The organism is Rhodococcus sp. 05-2255-1e (assembly GCF_002259025.1).
Lineage (GTDB): Bacteria > Actinomycetota > Actinomycetes > Mycobacteriales > Mycobacteriaceae > Rhodococcoides > Rhodococcoides fascians.
The window spans coordinates 110,376-131,470 of sequence record NZ_NOZE01000028.1; the positions used below are offsets into that span (position 1 = coordinate 110,376).

The window sequence follows — 21,095 nt, forward strand, 5'->3', positions numbered from 1 at the left end:
CCTTTTAGGGGGTCAATGGCACATCCAGTGGACTGTGGGGGCGGGTGTCGGTGCCAACTCATGACTAATCTGGCGTGATGTCCAGTAGTCGCCGGAACGAGTTGCGGCGACGGTATCTGTCGCTCGGCCTGGGTGAGCTGTCCGCCGCAGCGGTGTTTGCTTCGATTGCGCTCACCATGGCAGAACCACGGCTCGACGGTCGAGAGGAGTCTCTCGCCATGTGGTCCGCTCTCATCCCGTTGCTCGCCGTCCTCGTGCAGGCGGGAATCTACTGGTTGATGGCGCGATCCTGGGTCGAACTCAACCCGATGCCACCGGTCATTCGCGCGTTCTATCGCGTATGTCGAGTCGCAAACGTCCCACTGTTGGCGGTTGGGCTCATCGGTGTCGTCGTATGGTTCCCGTCGAGCGCCGGAATTGGCGTCGCACTGCTCGTCGTGTGGCTGTTCGCCGTTGTCGAATTCGTCAACTACTTCGTGGTTCGACTGTCGTATCCCGCACACCGCTGGTGGTCGACAGTCGGTCAGATGCGCACTCCTCGGCTTGTCCTCGACATCAACACGCGTCGCTGATCGAAACAGGGAGCATTAGCACGACATCCCGGTACTCAATGTGACATTCGGTGGCCTTTTCGGGGGTCAATGGCACATCGAGTGGACTGCATGGGTGCGGGCGCACCGCCGAGAATCAGGAGCTGCGGCGGGAGAGGATGCTCGTGATTTCCGCCAAGGCCGGCAGAGCTGCGGCGATGGCTTCGCGGTTGTGTCGACTCAGTTCGTCCAGTGCGTCCGCGAGTACTCGGGAGCTCGCCGCGTCGTATTCGGCGAGGAGCTTCACAGCTTTCGGCGATGCGGTGAGTGTCGCCCCTCGAAGGTCACCGGCGGTGATCGATCTTTCCACCAGGCCGGCGTCGACCATCGCTCTGATCAGGTTGCTCACGGTGGATCGGGCCAGGTTGAGGCGGGCGGCAAGGCGTCCCGGACTCATGGACGGTTCTGCTGCGAGGGCTCGCATCACCTCGATGTGCGAGTCGGCGATGTCGGGCAACTGCGCGACATCCCGCGTCGCCCGGAGCAGTGATCGCCGCAGGGGCCCCAGCTGTCGGCCCAGTTCGGTTGCGGTGGAGTCCATGCGTCGATGATCGCACAGATAGTTTTGCCGCAAACATAGTTTTGTGACAAAATGAAGACCATGACCACAGTCGAGAACCCCATCCCCAGCCAAGATCTGAGCGGCATCGTCGGGCATCGCTTCATCTACACGTACGCCAACAGCTGGCAGTACGAGATGTATGTCAAGAACGCGACCACGATCGACTACCGAATTCACACCGGCATGGTCGGCGGACGCTGGGTCAAGGACCAGGAAGTCGATCTCGTCCAGCTCGACGACGACGTCTACAAGATCTCGTGGAACGAGCCCACCGGAACCTCTGTCGTCGTCAACGTCATCCCAGGCAAGCGTCGTCTGCACGGAACCATCTTCTTCCCGCAGTGGATCGAATTGGACGGAACCAAAACGGTCCTCTACCAGAACGATCACCTCGACGAAATGCGTGCCTACCGCGACGCCGGACCGACCTACCCCATCTATGTCGTCCCCGAGTTCGCCACGATCACGCTCTTCGAGAACGTCGGAGCCGACGACGAGACCATCGTGTCCGTCGCACCTGGCGATCTTCCCGACGGCTTCGCGGACCGAACGAACTGACGTGCGCCCCGATCTGACGTTCGTCGCGCACCTGTCCGTCACGGTCGGGGAGCCCATCGATCTCGGCCAGGTCAGCGACGGACATCGACGCCTCGTGCCGATCCTCGGTGGGACCGTCGACGGGCCGGTGATACGAGGACGCGTCCTGGCCGGCGGCGCCGACCACCAGGTCCTCAGATCGGCCACTGTCACCGAACTCGACGCCCGATATGCACTCGAGACCGACACAGGCGAACGGATCTCGGTCCACAACGTCGGGGTTCGCACCGGCAGCGAACAGGACATCGACGCATTGACTCGCGGCGAGCAGGTTCCCGCCGACCGAATCTACTTCCGCACCTTTCCCCGACTGTCGACGTCCGCCGACTCCCTCAGCTGGATCAACGGAACACTCTTCGTGGCAACCGGTGAACGTTTACCGAATTCCGTCGAGCTGGACGTCTACCAACTCACATGACGGAGGCTGATGTGCACCGACCCCAGTGCACTCAATGGCACATTCAGTGGCCTTTTCGGGGGTCAATGGCACATCGAGTGGACTGCCTAGGCGATCAGGTGAGGCTTTCGCCGTAGACGTGGTCGACGGCGATGGTCACCAGAACTCGGCGATCCGCGGCCATTGCGGCGCGGTATTCGTTCCAGTCGGGGTGCTCTCCGGCGGCGGCGCGGTAGTAGTCGACCAGCGCATCGATTTCGGGGCTGTTCGGGTTCGCGCCCGGTCCGGTGAGGGTGACGGATCCTTCTGCTGTTGCCCAGGCCTTGCCGTCGGCGCTGGTCACTTCGAGTGCAGCGCGCGGGTCTCGGCGTAGGTTGGCCGTTTTCGCTCGTCCTTCGGTGACCGAAATCTTGATTGTTCGCTCGGTGCGATCGTAGAACGGCGTCACCGGCGACAGTTGCGGCAGGCCGCTCGCTTTTATCGTGGCGAGTACGCCGAGTCGGCTGCGCTCGAGGAGGTCGTGTGGATCGAATGCTCCGCTGGTCATGGCTTCACCTCGGGGTCGTCGAACGAACTGGCACGATCATGGTGGGCAACACGGTCGTCGGTGCCGCTGTTCCTCGGCCTGCCGGTAGGGAGGTCGTCGGCATAAGTTCCGATTGCGCGACGGTATGTGCCGAGCGCAGGCTTCGCTGCCTGCAGTGCCGCCTTCAGCGCGCCAGCACCATCGCCCAGATCCCACAGGATCAGGGCCATGAATGCATCTCGCGCAGAGGAGAATTCGTCGGAAAACTCGAAGTCTTCCAACACACGCGACGCCTCCTGGAGTCGGCCGACATTACGCAGCGAACTGGCGAGCTGAATTCTGGCCTTGCTCTCGTGCACGGAATCGAGCCCACTCGACAGCGCCGCCTCGTACAACGGAATCGCAGCCGATTCTTCGCCCAGAAAATCCTCGAGCGACGCACGTTCGAACAGTGTCCGTGCTCGGGAAAGCCTTGTCGCCGAGAGCAACTGATTCATCTCCGACCGCATCAGAGCAGGCTCGCCGTCATCTGCGTGGCACCAGAACGCAGCTATGGAGTCCATCTGGGCCCCCCGGGATTCGGCCGGACAGCGACCGACGAACGATATGCGCTCACGTTCGTCCCCTCACCAGTCCATCCTTGCAGAGCATGCCTACGCTTGGAACCTTCACTCTGTGATGCTCTCTGAACCGAAGCGAAGTACACGATCGGTGTGAGTCGTCATCGACGGTATCGGCCGGGCTGCGAACTCGAAAAGATGGTGAACAGCACCACCACCGACCTGGGTGAAGCCGGGTCTCGAAACGTCCCACTCGATTGACACGTCGGTGAACGGTAAGCAAACGTATAGCCATGCAACTGAGATTTCTGGCCGGCATCTCGACGGCCTTCGCATGCAAGCTTCTGCTGATGCGAGTGCTGACCCTCAAGTTGCAGCGAGACATCGAGGCGCTCAACAACGGAAACTATCGCCCACTGCTCTCGTCGTTCCACCGAGACGCGGTGCTCAAATTCGCCGACGGTGACAGCCGATGGTCGGGCACCCACCGCGGACGACCGGCAATCGAAAAGTTCTTCCAGGACTTCGTCGCCGCCGGCATCCGCGGGCAGGTCACGGAAATCTACAGCGGCGGAGCCCCCTGGCGCATGACCCTCCTCGTCCGCTTCGACGACCAAGCACACGCAGCCGACGGCACCGAGTTGTACAGCAACCGAACGGTGCTCCTGGTCCGCACCAGCTGGGGCAAAATCGTCTCGCAAGAGGACTTCTTCGAGGACACTACACGCATCGACGCATTCGAGCGGAAATTGCGCCAACTCTAGATTCGGTCTCCCCTCCCCCGGTTTTGCCCCTTCCCCCGGGTACTCAATGTGACATCTAGTGGCCTTTTCGGGGGTCAATGTCACATCGAGTGGACTCCGGGGGCGGTCGGGCGGGGGCGGCGATAGGTCACCTGGGGGTAGTCGTCGGTATGCGAGACGCTGGCGTGCACGTTGTACACCTCGCGCACCAGGTGTTCGGTGATCACTTCGTGTGGGGTTCCCGATGCCACGATGCTGCCGTTGTTCAGGACGATGATGCGGTTGCAGAACATGGCGGCGAGGTTGAGGTCGTGGAGGGCGATGTAACTGCTCAGGGGTAGGCCTGCGACGAGGGTGAGGATGTCGAGTTGGTGTTGGATGTCGAGGTGGTTGGTCGGCTCGTCGAGCAGTAGTTCGGTGGGTTGTTGAGCGAGGGCCCGTGCGATCTGGGCGCGTTGGCGCTCTCCGCCGGAGAGGGTGTGCCAGCGTCGGGTGGCTTTCGACGCCATGGCGGTGTCGGTGAGTGCCTGTTCGATCGCGGCGTCGTCGGCGGCTGTGTCTCCGCCGAGGATGCCGTGGTGGGGGATGCGGCCCAGGCGTACGACGTCGCGGACGGTGATGTCGACGTCGGTGTCGGAGTGTTGGTCGACCATCGCTACGCGTCGGGCGATGCAGCGCCGACGTTGGGTGCGCAGGTTCTTTCCGTCGAGCAGCACGTCGCCGCTGTCGGGTGCCACGATGCCGGCGAGGATGCGCAGTAGCGACGATTTGCCGGAGCCGTTGGGGCCGATGAGCCCGATGGTCTCGCCCGGTTCCGGTGCGAAGCTGATGCCGTCGAGAATCGGGTTCCCGCCACGGGTCCACCGGATGTTGTTCACGCGCAACGTCATCGGGATCTCCTGAGTCGGAACAGAATGAGCGCGAATGCCGGCACGCCGATGAGTGCAGTCACCACTCCGACGGGTATCTCCTGCGGCGCGAACAGAGTTCGGGCGATGGTGTCGACCCACACCATGAAGATCGCGCCGATGACCACCGTCGTCGGCAGCAGTCGTCGATGCCGTGCGCCGACGAGAAAACGGGCGGCGTGCGGCAGAACGAGACCCACGAACCCGATGGCCCCGGCGGCGCTGACGAGCGAGGCCGTGATCAGTGCGGTGATGACCAACAACAGGATTCGCACCCACTTGACCGGAACACCGAGGGACGCGGCCGCGTCGTGCCCGAATGTGAAGGCGTCGAGGGCCGAGGTGTTGAACAGACACACCACCATTCCGAGCAGCGCAACAGATCCGCACAGCACCACGTCCGTCCAGTCGGCACCGCTCAGCGATCCGAGGAGCCAGAACAGCACGCCGCGTGTCTGTTCGGCGTCGGCCGAGGAAATGACAATGAACGACGTCAAGGCCGAGAACAGCTGCGTCCCCGCGACCCCGGCCAGCACCACGCGGTCGTTTCCGCCACCTGCGCCTGCGGCCAGCAGCATCACCAGGACGAACGAGAGCAGCGCACCGGCGAATGCCCCTGTGGACAAGGACAATGCGCCACCGCCGACGCCGAGAACCGCGACGAGGACCGCTCCGGTGGATGCACCGGACGAAATGCCCAGGACGAAGGGATCGGCGAGGGGGTTACGCAGCAGTGATTGCATGATCGCCCCGCACAGAGCGAGACCCGCGCCGCACACGGCGGCCAGCAAGGTCCGGGGCAGGCGCAGCTCCCAGACGATTCCGTCCTGGATGCGACTGACTCCCGAACTCCCGATACCCATGTGCGTCAATATCACTCGATACACGTCGGGCACCGACACGTTCGCGGGTCCGATGGTGACGGCGACCCCGATCGAGAGCACCAACAACGCCGATCCTGCGAGCAGCAGTGGGACGAGCACCCCGCGATCGGTGCGGCTCATCGCGACGCCATTCCCCAATCCTGCAGGGCGGCCGCGACTTTCTCGACACCGTCGATCGTCCGGATGGACGGGTTCAGATCGGCACCGTTGACAACGATGTACCGCTTGTTCTCGACGGCGGGCATTCGGTTCGTGACCGAGTTCGACTCCAGGAAGCCGATCTTGCTGTCCAGGGCGTCCCCGGCGATACTGCGTCGACTCAGATCTGCGAGCACCAGTGCAGTCGGGTTGCGATCGAGCACACTCTCCCAATTGACCTGTGGCCATTCGTCGGTGGTGTCGGCATAGATGTTCTCGGCGCCGACGGAGTCGGTGATGATGCCCGACGATCCGCAGCAACCGGCCATGTACGGCGTATCGGTGTCGGCGAACCAGTAGGCCAACGACACACCTGACGCGTCGACCGAACCGGACGCCTTCTCGAACCGATCCTGCAGTTCGGCGACCAGGCGCTCGCCACGGTCTCGTACGTCGAAGACCGCCGCGAGATCACGAATCTCCCGATAGACGGTGTCGATCACCAGCGGCTCCGTGCGAGCACCGTCGGAATTGACGCTCTCGTCCGTCTTGCCCTGACAGTCGGTGGGCGAGAGGTAGTTCGGGACGCCGAGTTGCTCGAACCTGCTCCGATCTGCGACTCCCCCGGGTCCGAGGGTGCCGCCGAAGGACGCGGTCACGAAGTCGGGCTCGGTATCCAACACGACCTCGAGCGATGGCTTGTTGTCTGCGAGCCTCGGCACCCTGGCGTTCTCGGATTCGAGGTTCGAGCGGACCGGGTCGGTCCAGGTGGCGGTGCCCACCATCCGGTCTGCGAGGCCGAGCGAGAGCAGTATTTCCGTCGAGCTCTGGTTCAACGACACCGCGCGTTGCGGTGGTGCGTCGACGACGACGTCGCGTCCGCAGTTCCCGATGGTCAGGGGATAGTTCCCGGAGGTGTCGGTGGACGCGTCGGGGGTCGACGCGGTCGAACAACCGGAGACCAGAAGGATGGAGACAGCGCCTAGTGCGGCGAGAGAGGTACGCATCGAAGAGCTTCCTGCTTGGGGCTCGTGTCGCGGAGCCGCGGGTGGGGTTCGATCACGACGTCCGAGCATTCGGACTTCGAGCTCTCACCCGTCACCGTTGCGCGCCAGCTCCGGATTTGCACCGGATTCCCTCGTTCGTCGCGTGCTGACCCTATCGCGGGAGTGGGCCGAGAGGTCAGTGCGCCGGCCTCGAGACCGGTACCGACGGATACGAGCTCGGAAAGGCTCTGCGCGCGACCACTACGACTGTGAGTGCCACAGCCACCAGGATCGTCGCCGCAGCGGTCACCGCCCCGATGCCCCTGGCGTCGACGACGACGCCTCCCACCAGGGCCCCGGTGGCAATGGCCAGTTGGAAGGCGACGACGTAGATCGCCGACGCCTTGTCGGCGTCGGCAGGGGCGGCCCGCACCACGGCGGACTGGATGCAGACCGGCAGTGTGGTGAATGCCAGACCCCACAACGCGATCGCCCAGACGGCGAGGACGGCCAGGCTGCCCGGTGCTGCGCTGAGGGTGCCCCACAGGACCGCCGTCGCGGCCGCGACGGCACCCAGAGCAGCGATGGTGGAGGGCCGCGGCCAACGGTCGTACGTTCTGCCGATCACCCAGATACCGACGACCCCGAACAAACCGTAGAGCATCAACATCAGCGTCAAAGTGGTTCCGGCCGAACCGATTGCGCGATCGACGATGAGCGAGAAGTACGTGTACGCGGCGAAATGGCCGAGCACGGCCAGGAACGTCACTCCACACAGGATCGCCAGGGTGCCGTCGAGCACCCGCGGTGATTTCTTGTTGCCCGCAGATGCTCGGGTGACCGGTAGTGCGGGGAGGACGAAGTAGAGCGCCACCGCGATAGCGGCGGCGACGACACCGAGAATCGTTGCAGCAGTGCGCCACCCGAACCACTGACCCATGGCCGCGGTGATCGGATTTCCGGCGACCAACGCCAACGAGGTGCCGGCGTACACCGTGGCGATCGCTTTTCCTTGCTTACCGGGAAGTGCGAGTGACGCCGCGACGGGTGCGACCACGGCCCAGAAGACTCCGTGGGTGGCCGCGCACAGCATCCTCGACAGCACCAGCATCGGGTACCCGACGGACACCGCGGACAGCAGTTGCGAAAAGGCCAGTGCTGCAACGGTGATGACGACGACCCGTCGCCGCGGCCAGTCGCGTACGAACCTGATCAACGGCATGGTCATGACGGCGACGCCGTATGCGTAGAAGGTCAGCAGCAGACCGACTGCGGATTCGCCGACGCCGAGGTCGCCCGAGATCTCCGGAAGCAGACCCACGGGCAACGTTTCGGCCGTGACATAGATGAAGGCGGCTGCACCGAGGACCAGCAGCTTGGGGAGGGGCGACGACATGGTGTGTATCGTTACACAGATGGTCGACGCACGCTAAGGTGACCCCGTGAACAATCGGGTGACGATGGCCGACGTCGCGGCGTCCGCGGGAGTCTCCACCATGAGCGTCTCGTACACCTACAACCAACCCGACCGCGTCTCGCGTGCCACCCGAGACCGCGTCCACGCAGCGGCGGCGGCCCTCGGATACGCAGGCCCCAACCGTGCGGCACGCTCGCTTCGCAGCGGAAAGCACAACAGCATCGGCGTCGTACTCGGTGAAAAACTCACCTATGCCTTCGAGGATCCCCAGGCCCGACGGTTCCTCTCGGGCATCGCCGACGCGTGTCTCGACGCCGACACCGCGCTGGTGATGTTGCCGAACCTGCACCGCGACAGCGACATTGCGAGAATTCGCGACGCGCAGGTCGACGGCTACGTCGTCTGGACCACCGGCGTCGACGACCCCGTCCTCGACGTGCTCGTCGGCACCGGTCGACCCACCTGCGTCCAGGGCGGCCCCCAGCATCCGGGATTGAACTCCATCGGAATCGACGACCGCGCGGCCGCCGACGCGATCGCCACCATTGCTCTGCGCAATCGACGTCGGCCCGCGATCGTTGCGCTACGACCCGATTCGCGACGCGAATCGACGGTGGTGCACGGCGCCGACGCGTCGGGCATCTCGATGCCGGTGACCCGCGCACGACTCGAGGGCTACCGCGATGCGTGCACGCGTCGAGGAATCGAGTGGTCGACGGTACCGACGCTGTTCACCACCCACAATTCGCGCGAAGAGGGCACACGGGCAGCGCGACTGTTGTTGCGCGACAACGTCGTCGATGTGATATTCGCGATGAGCGACGAACTCGCCTTCGGCGCACTCGACGCGGCGACGGGTGCCGGTATCGACATTCCCGGCCACGTCGCGCTGACCGGATGGGACGACTCCCCTGCAGCGGCGGCGGCCCACTTGACCACCGTCGCGCAATCGTTGTTCGACCAGGGCCGATCGGCGGCCCGGTGGGTGCTCGGCCTCAGCGACGCCGTCGACGCCGCGGTGTGGAACATCGAGACGCGAGGGTCGACGGGCACGCTGCGTGAGGGCCAGTAAAAAGGGCGCGCTCCCCGTTTATAGGCGTTAAGCAAACTCTTCGGCTAGTATCGCCGGTGGCCGTCCGGCTACGAGGGGGCACTGTGAGTCGAGAACACGACATGCCGCTCCGCCGTGCCGACCCCAACCCGACGCTCGACGCCCTCACCGGGCTTGCTAACCGGGACGAAATCCTGGCCACCATCACCGCCGCGCTGGTCGACCTAGGCCCTGACCAGCACTTCAGCGTCCTCCTCGTCGACATCGACGGCTTCCGTGAATTCAACGACGCGCTCGGACCGGCCCAGGGCGACGAGCTGCTGTGCATGGTCGCCGACCGACTCACCGCATCGACTCGACCCGGCGACACCATCGGCCGACTCACCGGGGACGAGTTCGTCATCGTCGCCTACGGCTGCCATTCCCTGGCAGCCCGAGCGATGGCCGCGGGATTCGCCAGCATCTTCGAGCCCCCCTTCGAGCTCGGCGGCCGTCAACTCACCCTCACCGCCAGCGTCGGTGTCGCGTCCACCACCGGGAGCACCGATCGCGCCACCCAGCTGGTGCACAACGCCACCGCCGCGATGCACGCCGCCAAAGCCACCGGCCGCAACCGGCATCACATCTTCACCGACGAGCTGCACCACACCAACCGCACTCGGCTCGAGCTCCTCGAACGACTGCGCGGAGTCGCCATGACCGCGCGCGAGCTCACCATGGTCTACCAACCCATCGTCGAACTCGCGACCGGAACCGTAGTCGGAGCCGAAGCCCTCGTTCGCTGGAACCACCCCGAACTCGGACTCCTGATGCCCGACGCCTTCATCCCCCTCGCCGAAGACAACGACCTGATAGTCCCCCTGAGCATGTGGATTCTCACCGACGTCGCGACAACCATCGCCGACTGGCAATCCCGCGCGATCATGCTCCAAGTCGGTGTCAACGTCAGCCCCGCGCACTTCGCCGCAGGAACCCTGGCCACCGACGTCATCGACATCGTCGACACCCACGGCATCGAACGCGGTCGACTCGCACTCGAACTTGCCGAATCGCAGACGCTGCACGACCTCGACGCCGTGCACTACCAACTCCGCGACGTCCAACGCCACGGCGTCCTCATCGCCATCGACGACTTCGGCTCCGGCTTCTCCTCCCTCGAACGACTCGCCACCCTCCCCGTCGACATCCTCAAAATCGACAGATCCCTCACCCAACACCTCGACAGCACCAACCTGCACCGACGCCGAGCCATGACCACCCTCTGCACCGCCCTCGTCGACGTCACCACCACCCTCGGCAAAGACACCGTCATCGAAGGCATCGAGACCACCGAACAACTCCGAATCTGCACCGACATGGGCGTAACCTTCGGCCAAGGACACCTCCTCGGACGACCCATGCCCGTCGCCGAACTGGAGCAATACATCACCCGACACAGCAGCCACAGCGAATCCGCATGAGGAACCGAACGTGAAGATAGACAACGAAATTCAACGCTTCACCGACGCACCCCGCGCCCAACTCTCGACCATCAACCCCAACGGCACACCACACCTGGTCCCCATCGTCTTCGCTGTCGCGCCCACCGGCGATCGCATCTACACAGCCATCGACTGGAAACCCAAAACCACCCAGAAACTGCAGCGACTCGAGAACATCCACGCCGATCCCGCCGTCAGCCTCATCGTCGACCACTACTCCGACGACTGGTCCCAACTCTGGTGGATCCGTGCCGACGGCAACGCCCGCATCGTCGACGCGGGCAGCGCCGAAGGCACAGTCGGTACCGACACCCTCGTCGCGAAATACAGCCAATACAAGAACAACCGACCCGAGGGCCCGGTCATCGTCATCGACAAACTGTCCTGGAGATCGTGGTCAGCTTCCTGATCGTTTTCCTCCTCTCCACAGCATCGCCCACCCCACCGCCAGACCTCTACCGCCTGACCACTCCCGGCTGACCACTCAATGTGACATCCGGTGGCCTTTTCGACCGTCAATGGCACATCGAGTGGACTGCATAGGGCGGGTGGGCACCGAAAAACCAGTGGAATCGGCAGTAGCAGGGAGTCAGACTGTCGCAATGGTCAGCAAACCTCCCGTTCGGATTGTCACCGACCGTCTCGTGGTTCGACGCGAGACGGCAGACGATGCTGTTGTCATTGCCGAGGCGATCGAGCGAAATCGGGTCCGCCTGCTGCCGTGGCTCGGTTGGGCCACCGAGGACGCTGCCGACAGATCGGCGCAGATCGTCCGCATCGCGGAAAGCCGGAAGTTGTGGGACGCCGACGAAATGTACGACTACGGGATTTTCGGTCGATCCACCAGCGCATTCCTGGGGAAAATTGCATTGCACCGACGAGTCGGACCGGGTGGGATCGAAATAGGGTACTGGCTCGACAGTGCAGCCGAGGGTGACGGCATCATCTCCGAAGCCACCGCGACCCTCACGCAAGAGGCATTGAAACTCGCCGACGTCGATCGCGTCGAAATTCATTGCGATGCAGCCAATTCGAGGAGTCGAGCCGTTCCGCGTCGGCTGGGTTTCGTCCTCGACAGGATCGAGCCGCGAGCCTTGGCCGCTACGGCCGAAACCGGAGACCACATGATTTGGGTGTATCAGCCCGATCGGCGGTAGGACGGGTCGACGGTGACGTGGGGGCGCGGACGCGCGAGCGCCTGTCGGTACCGAAACCGCAGGTCGGAGAGAACACGTTCCGGATCGTCGCGAATATCGCTCGGCAGGTGAGTCACGACAATGATGCCGGCGTTCTGAGCGCGCTCCCGTCGTTCTACGGTGGCGCGGTGCGCCGCGGGTGACAGGTGATATTCGAGCGAGTCGATCTCCCAGTCGAGGGCCACATCGTCGAGCCAATTGTCGGCCACCAGCAGCAACCTGCCCGACTCGTCGCGTACCGCGACATTGTGAGTCATCGGGGGAAGACCGCTGCGCGCGTACAACTTCTGCGCGTGTGCTTCGGCAACGGAGTGCGCGCCGGCGGCCAGTTCGCGAAGTACTCGACGAGGCATCGCGGTTCCACGCGTGGTGCCGGCGTCCAGTTCCTTCATGATCGCCTCGATCGTTGCGGCACCCCGCTGAACGACACTGGCAACGAGCGCCATGCACTGCTCGGCGTTCTTCATGCGACGAATCGCGTCGCACAAACACCGAACAACCGGCGCGACGGGAAGACCCGACTTACTTTCCGCCGTTGGCATCCGCCACGTACGTTCCACCGCGGCGAAGCTCACGGACCTGCGGTGCTGCGCCTCGGGAATGAGCACGAACGTCTCCTCGAACGAGCCGGATGTACCGAGACCATGCAACGCCAGCCCGGCGCGACCACTGATTACGCCATCACGTCCGCAGTAGATGGACGCGGCAATCGCCCGCTCCAAGGGCGTCAGCGAACGGTTCTTCAAGAACACCAGGCCAGGTAGCGCCCGTGACCAGATACCGTCCGGCAGCGTGCGCCGAACAATCGTCTTCGACGCGACGCCGAGTTCGAGAAGATGAGCAGTCCGCACCAGCCCGCGATCCGATGCGGCCGCAATTACCCTCGCATCGACCCGTGCGCCGCCCCTCTTCATACAGACGATCCTGCACGCTCGGCCGGACACCGGATCGCACCCGACGTCGCACTATCAACAGCCCTGTGGATAACCGAATGGCTGTGGACAAACGCATACAGGAAGGGTGGCCCACACTCTGACTCGAGCACGGCCAGGCGCGCTCTCGTGACCGGCCGCGAGTCCACTCGATGTGCCATTGACTGTCGAAAAGGCCACCAAATGTCGCATTGAGTGGACGGCGGGGCGGCAACAGGCAACCCACCCACCTCAGCGGGGATACCGTCTATCTTGCAACTCGTGCGTTCTTATTTCGGGAGTGAGACATGACGGCGACAGCAGTTCCCTCGGATCGGTCGGGTACTACGGCACCACGGTCGTTTTCGCCGCCGCAGCGCGGTCGGTTGAGTGAGGTTCCGCATATCGCGGGGCTGGTGCTCGGTGTGTTCGCGGCGGCGTTGTTTCTGTGGAGTCTGTCGCCCACTTTGCGGTATCTGGTTCATGCGCCGCGGGAGTATGTCGACACGTATTACTTCGATGCTCCGGATACGAGTTTGTCGTGGGCGTTGGTTGTCGGGTTGTTGGCGGCGGCGTTGGCGAGTCGGAAGCGTATTGCGTGGTGGTTGCTGACGATTTATTTGGTGTTGTTGGCGATCACGAATGTCGCGGAGGGCATCGAGGACAAGAACGTCAGTTCGTGGATTGCGTTGGCGGTTCATGTCGTCGTGACGGGTCTGCTGATCGCGTCGCGCAAGGAGTTCTACACGCGGGTTCGGCGCGGTGCGGTGTGGAAGGCGCTCGGGGTGCTCGTGCTGGGAGCGGCCGTCGGCACGATTGTCGGGTGGGCGTTGGTGGCGTTGTTCCCGGGTTCGTTGCCGGAGGGCCAGACGTTCCTGTGGGCGTTCAACAGGGTGACGGCGTTGGCGACGGTGGACAACGAGCAGTTCGACGGTAGGCCGAACGGTTTCGTCAATACGGCGTTGGGACTGTTCGGAGCGCTGGCGTTGCTCGGTGCCGTGGTCACGTTGTTCCGATCGCAGCGGTCGAGCAATGCGTTGACCGGGCGTGACGAGTCGGCTCTGCGCGGCCTGCTCGACAAGTGGGGTGCCGACGATTCCCTCGGTTACTTCGCGACCCGCCGCGACAAGGGCGTCATCTTCGCCACCAGCGGCAAGGCGGCGGTGACGTATCGCGTCGAGGTCGGGGTGTGTCTGGCCAGTGGTGACCCGATCGGCAACCCCGAGGCGTGGCCACATGCGATATCCGAATGGCTCGACCTGGCCGAGAAGTACGGCTGGACCCCAGCTGTCATGGGGGCCAGCGAGATCGGGGCCACGGCCTACAAGCGGGCCGGCCTGAGTGTTCTCGAACTCGGCGACGAAGCGATCCTGAAAACCAAAGATTTCAACCTCAATGGACGCGAGATGCGTCCCGTGCGTCAGGCCGTCAACCGGGCTCGCAAAGCGGGTGTCGTGGTCACCGTGCGTCGTCATCGCGATATTTCGGCCGAGGAGATGGACGAGATCATTGCGTGCGCGGATGCGTGGCGCGATACCGAGACCGAGCGTGGTTTCTCGATGGCGCTGGGCCGGTTGGGCGATCCGCTCGACGGCGATTGTCTTCTGGTGCAGGCAGTTCAGGGCGAGAAGATCGTCGGTGTTCTGTCGCTGGTGCCGTGGGGTCGTACCGGCGCGTCGTTGGACCTGATGCGCCGCGATCCGGCGTCGCCGAACGGTGTCATCGAGTTGATGGTGACCGAACTTGCCACCGGCGCAGATCATTTCGGTGTCAGCAAGATTTCGCTGAACTTCGCGGTGTTCCGTGCTGCGTTCGAGGAGGGCAGTCGGATCGGGGCCGGTCCGGTCCTGCGAATCTGGCGCAGCGTATTGGTGTTCTTCTCGCGCTGGTGGCAGCTCGAGGCGCTGTATCGCTCGAATGTGAAGTACTTGCCGGAATGGGAGCCGCGCTACCTGTGCTTCGCCGACAATCGGGTGCTGCCGAAGGTCGGTGTCGCGTCGGCCATCGCCGAAGGCTTCTTGACTCTGCCGACTTTTCGGCGCGCCTCGAAGCACACCGGGTCCCACGTCGCGGTGCCCGCAGCCTTGGTCGACGCGGAGGACATTCATTCCGACGGCAGCGGACCCGAGACTCCCGCAGACGACACCGTGCCCGGCCGTAAACGTCCCGACCAGGTCCGCGTGCGCATGGCCAAACTCGATCGTCTCGAAAGTGACGGCATCGAGGGCTATCCCGTCGCCTATCCCCCGACACACACCGTCGGTGAAGCGGCGGCATCGCCCCAGGGCACGACCGTCCGAATTGCGGGTCGAATACTGCGCATTCGCGACTACGGCGGCGTGTCGTTCGCCGTCATCCGGGACTGGTCGGCCGATATTCAGGTGCTGTTCGACCGCGAACGCGTCGGCGACAGAATCGAGGAATTCGATGCCGACTTCGACCTGGGTGACCTCATCGAGGTCAGTGGCACCATCGGATACAGCAGGCGTGGTGAGCTGTCGTTGTTGGCCACCGAGTGGCGAATGAACGCCAAATGCCTGCACCCTCTACCCGACAAGTACCGCGGTCTGACCGATCCGGAAGCGCGAGTACGGCAGCGGTACGTGGACCTGGCGATCAACCGCGATGCGCGCGCGCTGATGATCGCACGCTCGAATGTGGTGAAGTCGCTTCGTGATTCACTGAGCGATCGCGGCTACATGGAGGTCGAGACACCGATCCTGCAGCAGGTACACGGCGGTGCGAACGCTGCCCCGTTCGTCACCCACATCAATGCCTACAACCTGGATCTGTACCTGCGCATCGCACCGGAGCTCTATCTCAAGCGGCTGTGCGTCGGCGGCATGGAGAAGGTCTTCGAGATCGGGCGAGTGTTCCGCAACGAGGGAGCGGACTTCAAGCACAATCCGGAGTTCACGATCCTCGAGGCGTACGAGGCACACAGTGACTACGAGCGCGCAATGGTGTTGTGCCGCGAACTGATTCAGCGTGCAGCCGTGGCAGCGCACGGCCGCGAAATCATTCTGCGTCCCGACGGCCCGGACGGCGAGATGATCGAGATCGACATCTCCGGAGAATGGCCCGTCAAGACACTGCACGGTGCCGTCGCCGAAAAATTGGGTGTTCCCGTCGAGCCGTCGACGCCCCTGGACGAGCTGCAGCGGCTGTGCGACGAGAACGCCATCCCCTACGAGAAGTCGTGGGACGCGGGTGCCGTCGCCCAGGGCATGTACGAGCACCTGGTGGAGGACTACACCGAATTCCCCACCTTCTACAAGGACTTCCCGACGTCGATGTCGCCGTTGACGAGACCGCATCGGAGCATCCCCGGCGTCGCCGAAAAGTGGGACCTGGTGGCGTGGGGGGTCGAACTGGGCACGGCCTACAGCGAGCTGACCGATCCCGTCGATCAACGTCGACGCCTCACCGAGCAGTCGTTGCTGGCTGCGGGTGGCGACGAAGAAGCGATGAGCTTGGACGAGGACTTCCTGCAGGCGCTCGAGCACGGGATGCCCCCGACCGGCGGCCTCGGAATGGGCGTCGACCGCGTCGTCATGCTCATCACCGGCGGCAGCATTCGCGAGACACTCGCATTTCCGCTGGCCAAACCGCGACAATGACGGTCTTCCCGAGGCGATCCTCCACGGGAAAGTTGCAAAACGGGGCGAATGGTGGAAACTGGAGGCTTAAACAAACTTCGAGTAGGCAATGCATGGTGGGGACGAAAACATGGATCACGGGAATCGAACCGAGCGCGAGGCATTGTTTCCCGTGAAACATCCTCCCGGGCGGTACATCGAAGTGGACGGCCAACGTCTGCATCTGTTCGTCCGGGGAACCGGCCCCACGATCGTTCTCTGCGGCGGCCTGGGCAGTAACTGGTTCGACTGGAACGACACCGTCGATATCTTGAGCGCCCGACATCATGTCGTGGTTCTCGACCGCCCCGGCTTCGGACTCAGCGACCCTCTGCCCGATGGCGCCACTCCCACCGTCCGCGGCGAGGCCGACAGGATCGTCGGCGTCCTCGACGCGCTCGGTGTCACCGAGCCGGCCGTCGTCGCGGGTCACTCGATTGCCGGCTTCTACGCAGAAGCGGTGGCCCGGCTGTACCCGTCGCGCATACGTGGTGTTCTTCTCCTGGACTCGAGCGCCGAGTCCGACCCCCGCCGCATCCTTCCGGCGGCTCTGCGAGTGCGCGCAGCGCATTTGCTGTCGACGCTACTGAGCCGCACGGGCCTTCAGCGGCTCGTCGGCCCGCGCGTCCGACCGATACTCAACCAGGCGACGCCACCCGACGGCACACCGAAGGACGTCGTCGACTGGGTCGACGACATCTACCGCAGGCCCACCTATCTCACAGCTGCACTCGTCGAAGATGTCGTCTACCCGGACCTCGCGGCCGAACTGAACCGACTTCGGAAGCGATTGCCCCTCGTCGTTCCCGTTATCGTCGCGGCCGCCCACACCGGACGCCCGTCCCCGTGGGGACGCAGATGGATCAAGACCCAACGCAAGCTGGCCACATACTTGCGAGCCGATTTCACCGTCGTCATACCCGCCCATCACCACGCCATGATCGACAAACCCGCCGAGGTTGCGGCGCTCATCACCGAACTGGTGTGAACCTCTCCCGTCGACGCACGTAACGTGTGTCGACGAGCCCGTAGCCCAAGACCCGAGCCGAAGCTCGGCGATGGCGCGGTAGCACGAGAGGAAATTGAAGATGGGTGCGATCAGCACAACGCAAGGTCGACAGTCGAAGATGCTCGGTCTGGGCGTTCACCGCCCCGAACGAATAGTCACCAACGATGAGATCTGCGAGTTCATCGACTCCAGCGACGAGTGGATTCAGACGCGATCGGGCATCAAGAACCGCCGATTCGCCGACCCCGAAGAAAACGTCGTCCAGATGTCGATCTCGGCAGGCCGAAAAGCACTCGAAGCCAGCGGCATCTCCGCCGAGCAGGTCGACACCGTCATCGTCGCGACCTCCACACACCTCGAACTGACACCCCAAGCAGCCGCCAAGGTTGCCCACGGACTCGGCACCAAAGGACCGGCCGCATTCGACATCTGCGCCGGATGCGCAGGCTTCTGCTACGCACTCGCCGTCGCATCGGACCTGGTCAAGGCCGGAACCTCGCAGTATGTCCTCGTCATCGGAGCCGAGCAGCTCAGCGTCACCACCGACCCGTACGACCGCACCACCCGCTTCATCTTCGCCGACGGCGCCGGAGCCGTCGTCGTCGGACAGAGCGACGAAACCGAAATCGGACCCGCCGTATGGGGATCCGACGGCTCGCAGTCCGACGCCATCGTGCAGACCACGGACTGGTACGAATACATCACGACAGCCAACATGGAACGACCCTGGATCAGGATGAACGGAATCTCCGTCTTCCGCTGGGCTGCATTCGAGATGGGCAAGGCCGCGCAGAAGGTACTCGACGTCGCCGGCATCAAAACCGACGAACTGCACGCCTTCATCCCTCACCAGGCCAACAGCCGCATCACCGATCTGCTGGCGAAGAGTCTCAACCTGGACGAAGGCACCGCCGTCGCCAACGACATCGCCGAAACCGGCAACACCTCGGCTGCGTCCATCCCCCTGGCAATGGAAGAACTACTGCGCACCGGAAAAGCCAAAGCAGGCGACACCGCACTCCTGCTCGCCTTCGGTGCAGGACTGTCCTACGCCGGACAGGTCGTCAAACTCCCGAAGCTGTAATCACTCCACCCGTCCGCAGCCCACACCCACCCGCAGTCCACCGACCCGCAGTCCACTCGATGTGACATTCGGTGGCCTTTTCGGCAGTCAATGTCACGTTGAGTGGACTCGGGCCGGGTGGGGTGGGTGCGGGTGGACTCGGGCCGGGTGGGCCTCCGCCCAGGGTCTGGCCGAGTCAGCTCTCGGGTCGTAGTGTTGGTTCATGCCCAAACCTCCGTTGCCCGTTGATGCTGTCGAGTTGCTGAAGAAGGCCAATCCCGCTGTCATGGCGGTGGTTCGTGCCGATGGAACTCCGATCACCGCGCCCACGTGGTATTTGTGGGAGGACGGGAAGATCGTGCTCAATTTCGATCCCTCACGTAAGCGGCTGGAGCACATTCGGGCGAATCCGAAGGTCTCGATTTCGGTGATGGACGAGGCCAGTTGGTATACGCATGTGACGGTGCACGGTTCGATCGAACTGCAGGACGACCCGGATCTGGTGGATATCGATCGCATCGCGACGCATTACACCGGCGAGCGGTATCCGGTTCGCGATCAGCCGCGCGTGACCGGCTACGTGACCGTCGACGCGTATGTGGGCTGGGGCAAGGTCGGTTCGTAGACCTCGCCTTGCCGCTTGCGACGGCCCAATTCAGGTGCAAGACTCCCGCAATGGTCAATCCGCAGGGTGAAGGTAGCGACGCGTTCGAGAAGGACGAGCCGTACGGGGGTCAGCAGTACCCGCCGTATCAGGACCCGAACACGAGCTACCAGAACCCGCAGCACGGACAACCTCAATACCAAAATCCTCAATACCCGAACCCTCAGTACGGACAACCCCAATACGGACAGGCCCAATACGGTCAGGCCCCGTATGTCGGAGCGGGTTTTCGGCCGGCACCCGCCACGAACACGTTGGCGATCGTGTCGCTCGTGTTGGCGGTGTTGGGTCTGACGTTCATCCCGCTGATCGCGTCGGTGTGTGCGGTGGTGTGTGGCCACGTTGCGAAGGGCCAGATCAAGCGCACCGGCGAGGGCGGGTCAGGATTCGCGACGGCAGGTCTGATCGTCGGCTACGTGTCGATCGCCCTGTTCGTCCTCGTCGTGGCTGCTATTTTCATCTTCGCGATAGCAGCCTCGAATTCATCCACGTATTGAGTTCGGTTGCTGCGCCAGTCGGCCGTTCATCGCTGCGGCCCACAGGCCGGCGATGACTGCCAACGCAATGACGAACAGCGCCAAGGCATTCCATCCGAGTGACTGAAAGACCACTCCGCCGAGCCAGCCCACGACGGACGATCCTCCGTAGTAGAACAGGTTGTACAGCGATGTCGCCTGGGCCCGTCCGTGGACGGCTCGCTGGCCGGTCCATCCCGACGCGATGGCGTGGGCGGCGAAGAATCCCATCGTGAAGATCACCAGCCCGGTGAGGATCACGGCCAGGTTCGACGCCATCGTCAGTGCGACTCCGGCGATCATGGTGGCGGTCGATCCGGCGAGGACGATCGACCGGCCGTGCTTCGTCGCCAACTTCCCCGCCACTCGCGAGGACACCGTGCCACTGAGGTAGGCCACGAAGATCAAGCTGATCAGAGACTGTGGAAGACCGAAAGGCGCTGCCTCGAGCCGGAATCCGAGGAAGTTGTAGACCGCGACGAACCCTCCCATCAGCAGGAACCCCTGGCCGTACAGCGCCAGCATCCCCGGCTCTCGGAGATTCACCCACAACCGACCGGGTAGGTCACCGATCTTGCTGTGCACGAGGGTGGTTCGCGGCCGCGGTGCCAACCACACGAACAGTCCCGCTGCCAACGCCGCGATTACCGACACGGTCAGGGTTCCGATTCGCCAGTTGGTCTGTTCTGCAACGGGTCCTGAAACTATTCGCCCCAGCAGCCCACCGAGCGTCGTACCGGACACGTAGGTTGCCGCCGCCAACGCGGTGTGATTGCGGTGCACCTCCTCGCTGAGATAGGCGATCGCGATGGCCGGAAGTCCCCCCAGCGCAGCACCTTCGAAGAATCGCAGGACCAGCAGCACCTCGAGCGAAGGCGACAGAGGCACCAGCAAACCCAGTGTCGTCGCGACGAGTATCGAGGCGGTCATCGCTCGAACGCGTCCGATTCGGTCGGCCGCGACCGACCACGGAATGACCGACACCGCGACGCCGACGGTCGCCAGGCCGACGGCGAGCGAGGACTGCGACGGGGTGATGTCGAGACTGGACGCGATGAGCGGCAGAATCCCCTGTACCGAGTAGAGCTGCGCGAACGTCGCCACTCCGGCGAACAGCAGCGCCAACACGAGACGCCGGTACTCGGTCGATCCCTTGGGATGCCCCTCCCACTCCAGGACCTCGGGCTGCGTCGTAGTCATGTCCAAGACGTTAGAAGCGCTCACGGTATACGTCCAATGCATGAGACCCCTGCAATTGA

The 21,095-nt window shown here is 63.7% G+C and carries 22 protein-coding genes and 1 riboswitch; of the genes, 13 read left to right on the plus strand and 9 right to left on the minus strand.

What is annotated here, in order from left to right:
• The first annotated feature begins 77 nt into the window (after positions 1-77).
• Positions 78-572 (plus strand): hypothetical protein, encoded by a 495-nt coding sequence (locus tag CH262_RS17780; protein ID WP_179275032.1) that lies wholly within the window; start codon positions 78-80, stop codon positions 570-572.
• A 115-nt stretch (positions 573-687) separates the two neighbouring features.
• Here CH262_RS17780 and CH262_RS17785 read toward each other — a convergent pair whose 3' ends face one another.
• A complete protein-coding gene (locus CH262_RS17785) occupies positions 688-1,131 on the minus strand; it encodes a MarR family winged helix-turn-helix transcriptional regulator (protein ID WP_032367591.1) in 444 nt (147 codons plus the stop codon).
• 60 nt (positions 1,132-1,191) lie between these two features.
• Between CH262_RS17785 and CH262_RS17790 the strand changes: the two genes are divergently transcribed.
• Together CH262_RS17790 and CH262_RS17795 are read left to right on the plus strand one after the other, a co-directional pair.
• Positions 1,192-1,710 carry a phenolic acid decarboxylase gene (locus CH262_RS17790; protein WP_197077467.1) on the plus strand — a complete coding sequence of 173 codons (519 nt, stop codon included), beginning with the start codon at positions 1,192-1,194 and terminating at the stop codon, positions 1,708-1,710.
• A gap of 1 nt (position 1,711) precedes the next feature.
• Positions 1,712-2,167, plus strand: a complete 456-nt coding sequence (locus CH262_RS17795) for a DUF3237 domain-containing protein (RefSeq protein ID WP_094718071.1) — start codon at positions 1,712-1,714, stop codon at positions 2,165-2,167.
• 94 nt (positions 2,168-2,261) lie between these two features.
• Here CH262_RS17795 and CH262_RS17800 read toward each other — a convergent pair whose 3' ends face one another.
• Positions 2,262-2,693 (minus strand): PPOX class F420-dependent oxidoreductase, encoded by a 432-nt coding sequence (locus CH262_RS17800; RefSeq protein WP_032389469.1) that lies wholly within the window; start codon positions 2,691-2,693, stop codon positions 2,262-2,264.
• Positions 2,690-3,235: a tetratricopeptide repeat protein gene (locus tag CH262_RS17805; protein ID WP_218829308.1), complete on the minus strand. Its 546-nt coding sequence runs from the start codon at positions 3,233-3,235 to the stop codon at positions 2,690-2,692. Before CH262_RS17805 ends, CH262_RS17800 begins: the two co-directional genes overlap by 4 nt.
• Before the next feature lie 290 nt (positions 3,236-3,525).
• Between CH262_RS17805 and CH262_RS17810 the strand changes: the two genes are divergently transcribed.
• The gene (locus CH262_RS17810; protein ID WP_027494954.1) at positions 3,526-3,996 is read left to right on the plus strand and encodes a nuclear transport factor 2 family protein; all 471 of its coding nucleotides are present in this window, start codon (positions 3,526-3,528) and stop codon (positions 3,994-3,996) included.
• Positions 3,997-4,076: 80 nt separating this feature from the next.
• Here the strand turns inward: CH262_RS17810 and CH262_RS17815 are convergent, their stop codons facing one another.
• From CH262_RS17815 to CH262_RS17830, 4 genes are all read right to left on the minus strand, one after another.
• Positions 4,077-4,865, minus strand: a complete 789-nt coding sequence (locus CH262_RS17815; protein ID WP_094718072.1) for an ABC transporter ATP-binding protein — start codon at positions 4,863-4,865, stop codon at positions 4,077-4,079.
• Complete coding sequence (locus tag CH262_RS17820) at positions 4,862-5,887, minus strand: FecCD family ABC transporter permease (protein WP_032389648.1); 1,026 nt, start codon at positions 5,885-5,887, stop codon at positions 4,862-4,864. Before CH262_RS17820 ends, CH262_RS17815 begins: the two co-directional genes overlap by 4 nt.
• A complete protein-coding gene (locus CH262_RS17825; protein ID WP_094718073.1) occupies positions 5,884-6,912 on the minus strand; it encodes an ABC transporter substrate-binding protein in 1,029 nt (342 codons plus the stop codon). Before CH262_RS17825 ends, CH262_RS17820 begins: the two co-directional genes overlap by 4 nt.
• A gap of 6 nt (positions 6,913-6,918) precedes the next feature.
• A riboswitch (cobalamin riboswitch) is annotated at positions 6,919-7,042 on the minus strand.
• A gap of 45 nt (positions 7,043-7,087) precedes the next feature.
• Positions 7,088-8,287, minus strand: coding sequence for an MFS transporter (locus CH262_RS17830; RefSeq protein WP_094718074.1), 1,200 nt, complete (start codon positions 8,285-8,287; stop codon positions 7,088-7,090).
• Positions 8,288-8,333: 46 nt separating this feature from the next.
• On the opposite strand from CH262_RS17830, the gene CH262_RS17835 reads away from it, so the two are divergent.
• The 4 genes from CH262_RS17835 (at position 8,334) to CH262_RS17850 (ending at position 11,997) form a co-directional block, all read left to right on the plus strand.
• A complete protein-coding gene (locus tag CH262_RS17835; protein WP_256988862.1) occupies positions 8,334-9,380 on the plus strand; it encodes a LacI family DNA-binding transcriptional regulator in 1,047 nt (348 codons plus the stop codon).
• Positions 9,381-9,481: 101 nt separating this feature from the next.
• On the plus strand, positions 9,482-10,819 hold the full coding sequence (locus tag CH262_RS17840) for a putative bifunctional diguanylate cyclase/phosphodiesterase (protein ID WP_052066703.1): 1,338 nt from the start codon (positions 9,482-9,484) through the stop codon (positions 10,817-10,819).
• Between the two features lie 10 nt (positions 10,820-10,829).
• A complete protein-coding gene (locus tag CH262_RS17845) occupies positions 10,830-11,249 on the plus strand; it encodes a TIGR03668 family PPOX class F420-dependent oxidoreductase (protein WP_027494960.1) in 420 nt (139 codons plus the stop codon).
• A 193-nt stretch (positions 11,250-11,442) separates the two neighbouring features.
• Entirely contained in the window at positions 11,443-11,997 is a 555-nt protein-coding gene (locus CH262_RS17850) for a GNAT family N-acetyltransferase (RefSeq protein WP_094718075.1), read from the plus strand.
• Here CH262_RS17850 and CH262_RS17855 read toward each other — a convergent pair.
• Positions 11,979-12,950 carry a hypothetical protein gene (locus tag CH262_RS17855; protein WP_094718076.1) on the minus strand — a complete coding sequence of 324 codons (972 nt, stop codon included), beginning with the start codon at positions 12,948-12,950 and terminating at the stop codon, positions 11,979-11,981. The genes CH262_RS17850 and CH262_RS17855 overlap by 19 nt on opposite strands.
• Before the next feature lie 305 nt (positions 12,951-13,255).
• Here CH262_RS17855 and lysX point away from each other — a divergent pair, with 305 nt between their 5' ends.
• The 5 genes from lysX (at position 13,256) to CH262_RS17880 (ending at position 19,818) form a co-directional block, all read left to right on the plus strand.
• The gene (gene lysX, locus CH262_RS17860) at positions 13,256-16,567 is read left to right on the plus strand and encodes a bifunctional lysylphosphatidylglycerol synthetase/lysine--tRNA ligase LysX (protein WP_032385271.1); all 3,312 of its coding nucleotides are present in this window, start codon (positions 13,256-13,258) and stop codon (positions 16,565-16,567) included.
• Positions 16,568-16,676: 109 nt separating this feature from the next.
• A complete protein-coding gene (locus CH262_RS17865) occupies positions 16,677-17,573 on the plus strand; it encodes an alpha/beta fold hydrolase (RefSeq protein ID WP_179275034.1) in 897 nt (298 codons plus the stop codon).
• A gap of 100 nt (positions 17,574-17,673) precedes the next feature.
• A complete protein-coding gene (locus CH262_RS17870; protein ID WP_027494965.1) occupies positions 17,674-18,678 on the plus strand; it encodes a beta-ketoacyl-ACP synthase III in 1,005 nt (334 codons plus the stop codon).
• Positions 18,679-18,880: 202 nt separating this feature from the next.
• Positions 18,881-19,282 carry a PPOX class F420-dependent oxidoreductase gene (locus CH262_RS17875; protein ID WP_094718077.1) on the plus strand — a complete coding sequence of 134 codons (402 nt, stop codon included), beginning with the start codon at positions 18,881-18,883 and terminating at the stop codon, positions 19,280-19,282.
• Positions 19,283-19,332: 50 nt separating this feature from the next.
• Positions 19,333-19,818, plus strand: coding sequence for a DUF4190 domain-containing protein (locus tag CH262_RS17880; protein ID WP_052056601.1), 486 nt, complete (start codon positions 19,333-19,335; stop codon positions 19,816-19,818).
• Here CH262_RS17880 and CH262_RS17885 read toward each other — a convergent pair.
• Positions 19,804-21,036: an MFS transporter gene (locus tag CH262_RS17885; RefSeq protein ID WP_032367604.1), complete on the minus strand. Its 1,233-nt coding sequence runs from the start codon at positions 21,034-21,036 to the stop codon at positions 19,804-19,806. The genes CH262_RS17880 and CH262_RS17885 overlap by 15 nt on opposite strands.
• Positions 21,037-21,095: the final 59 nt, after the last annotated feature.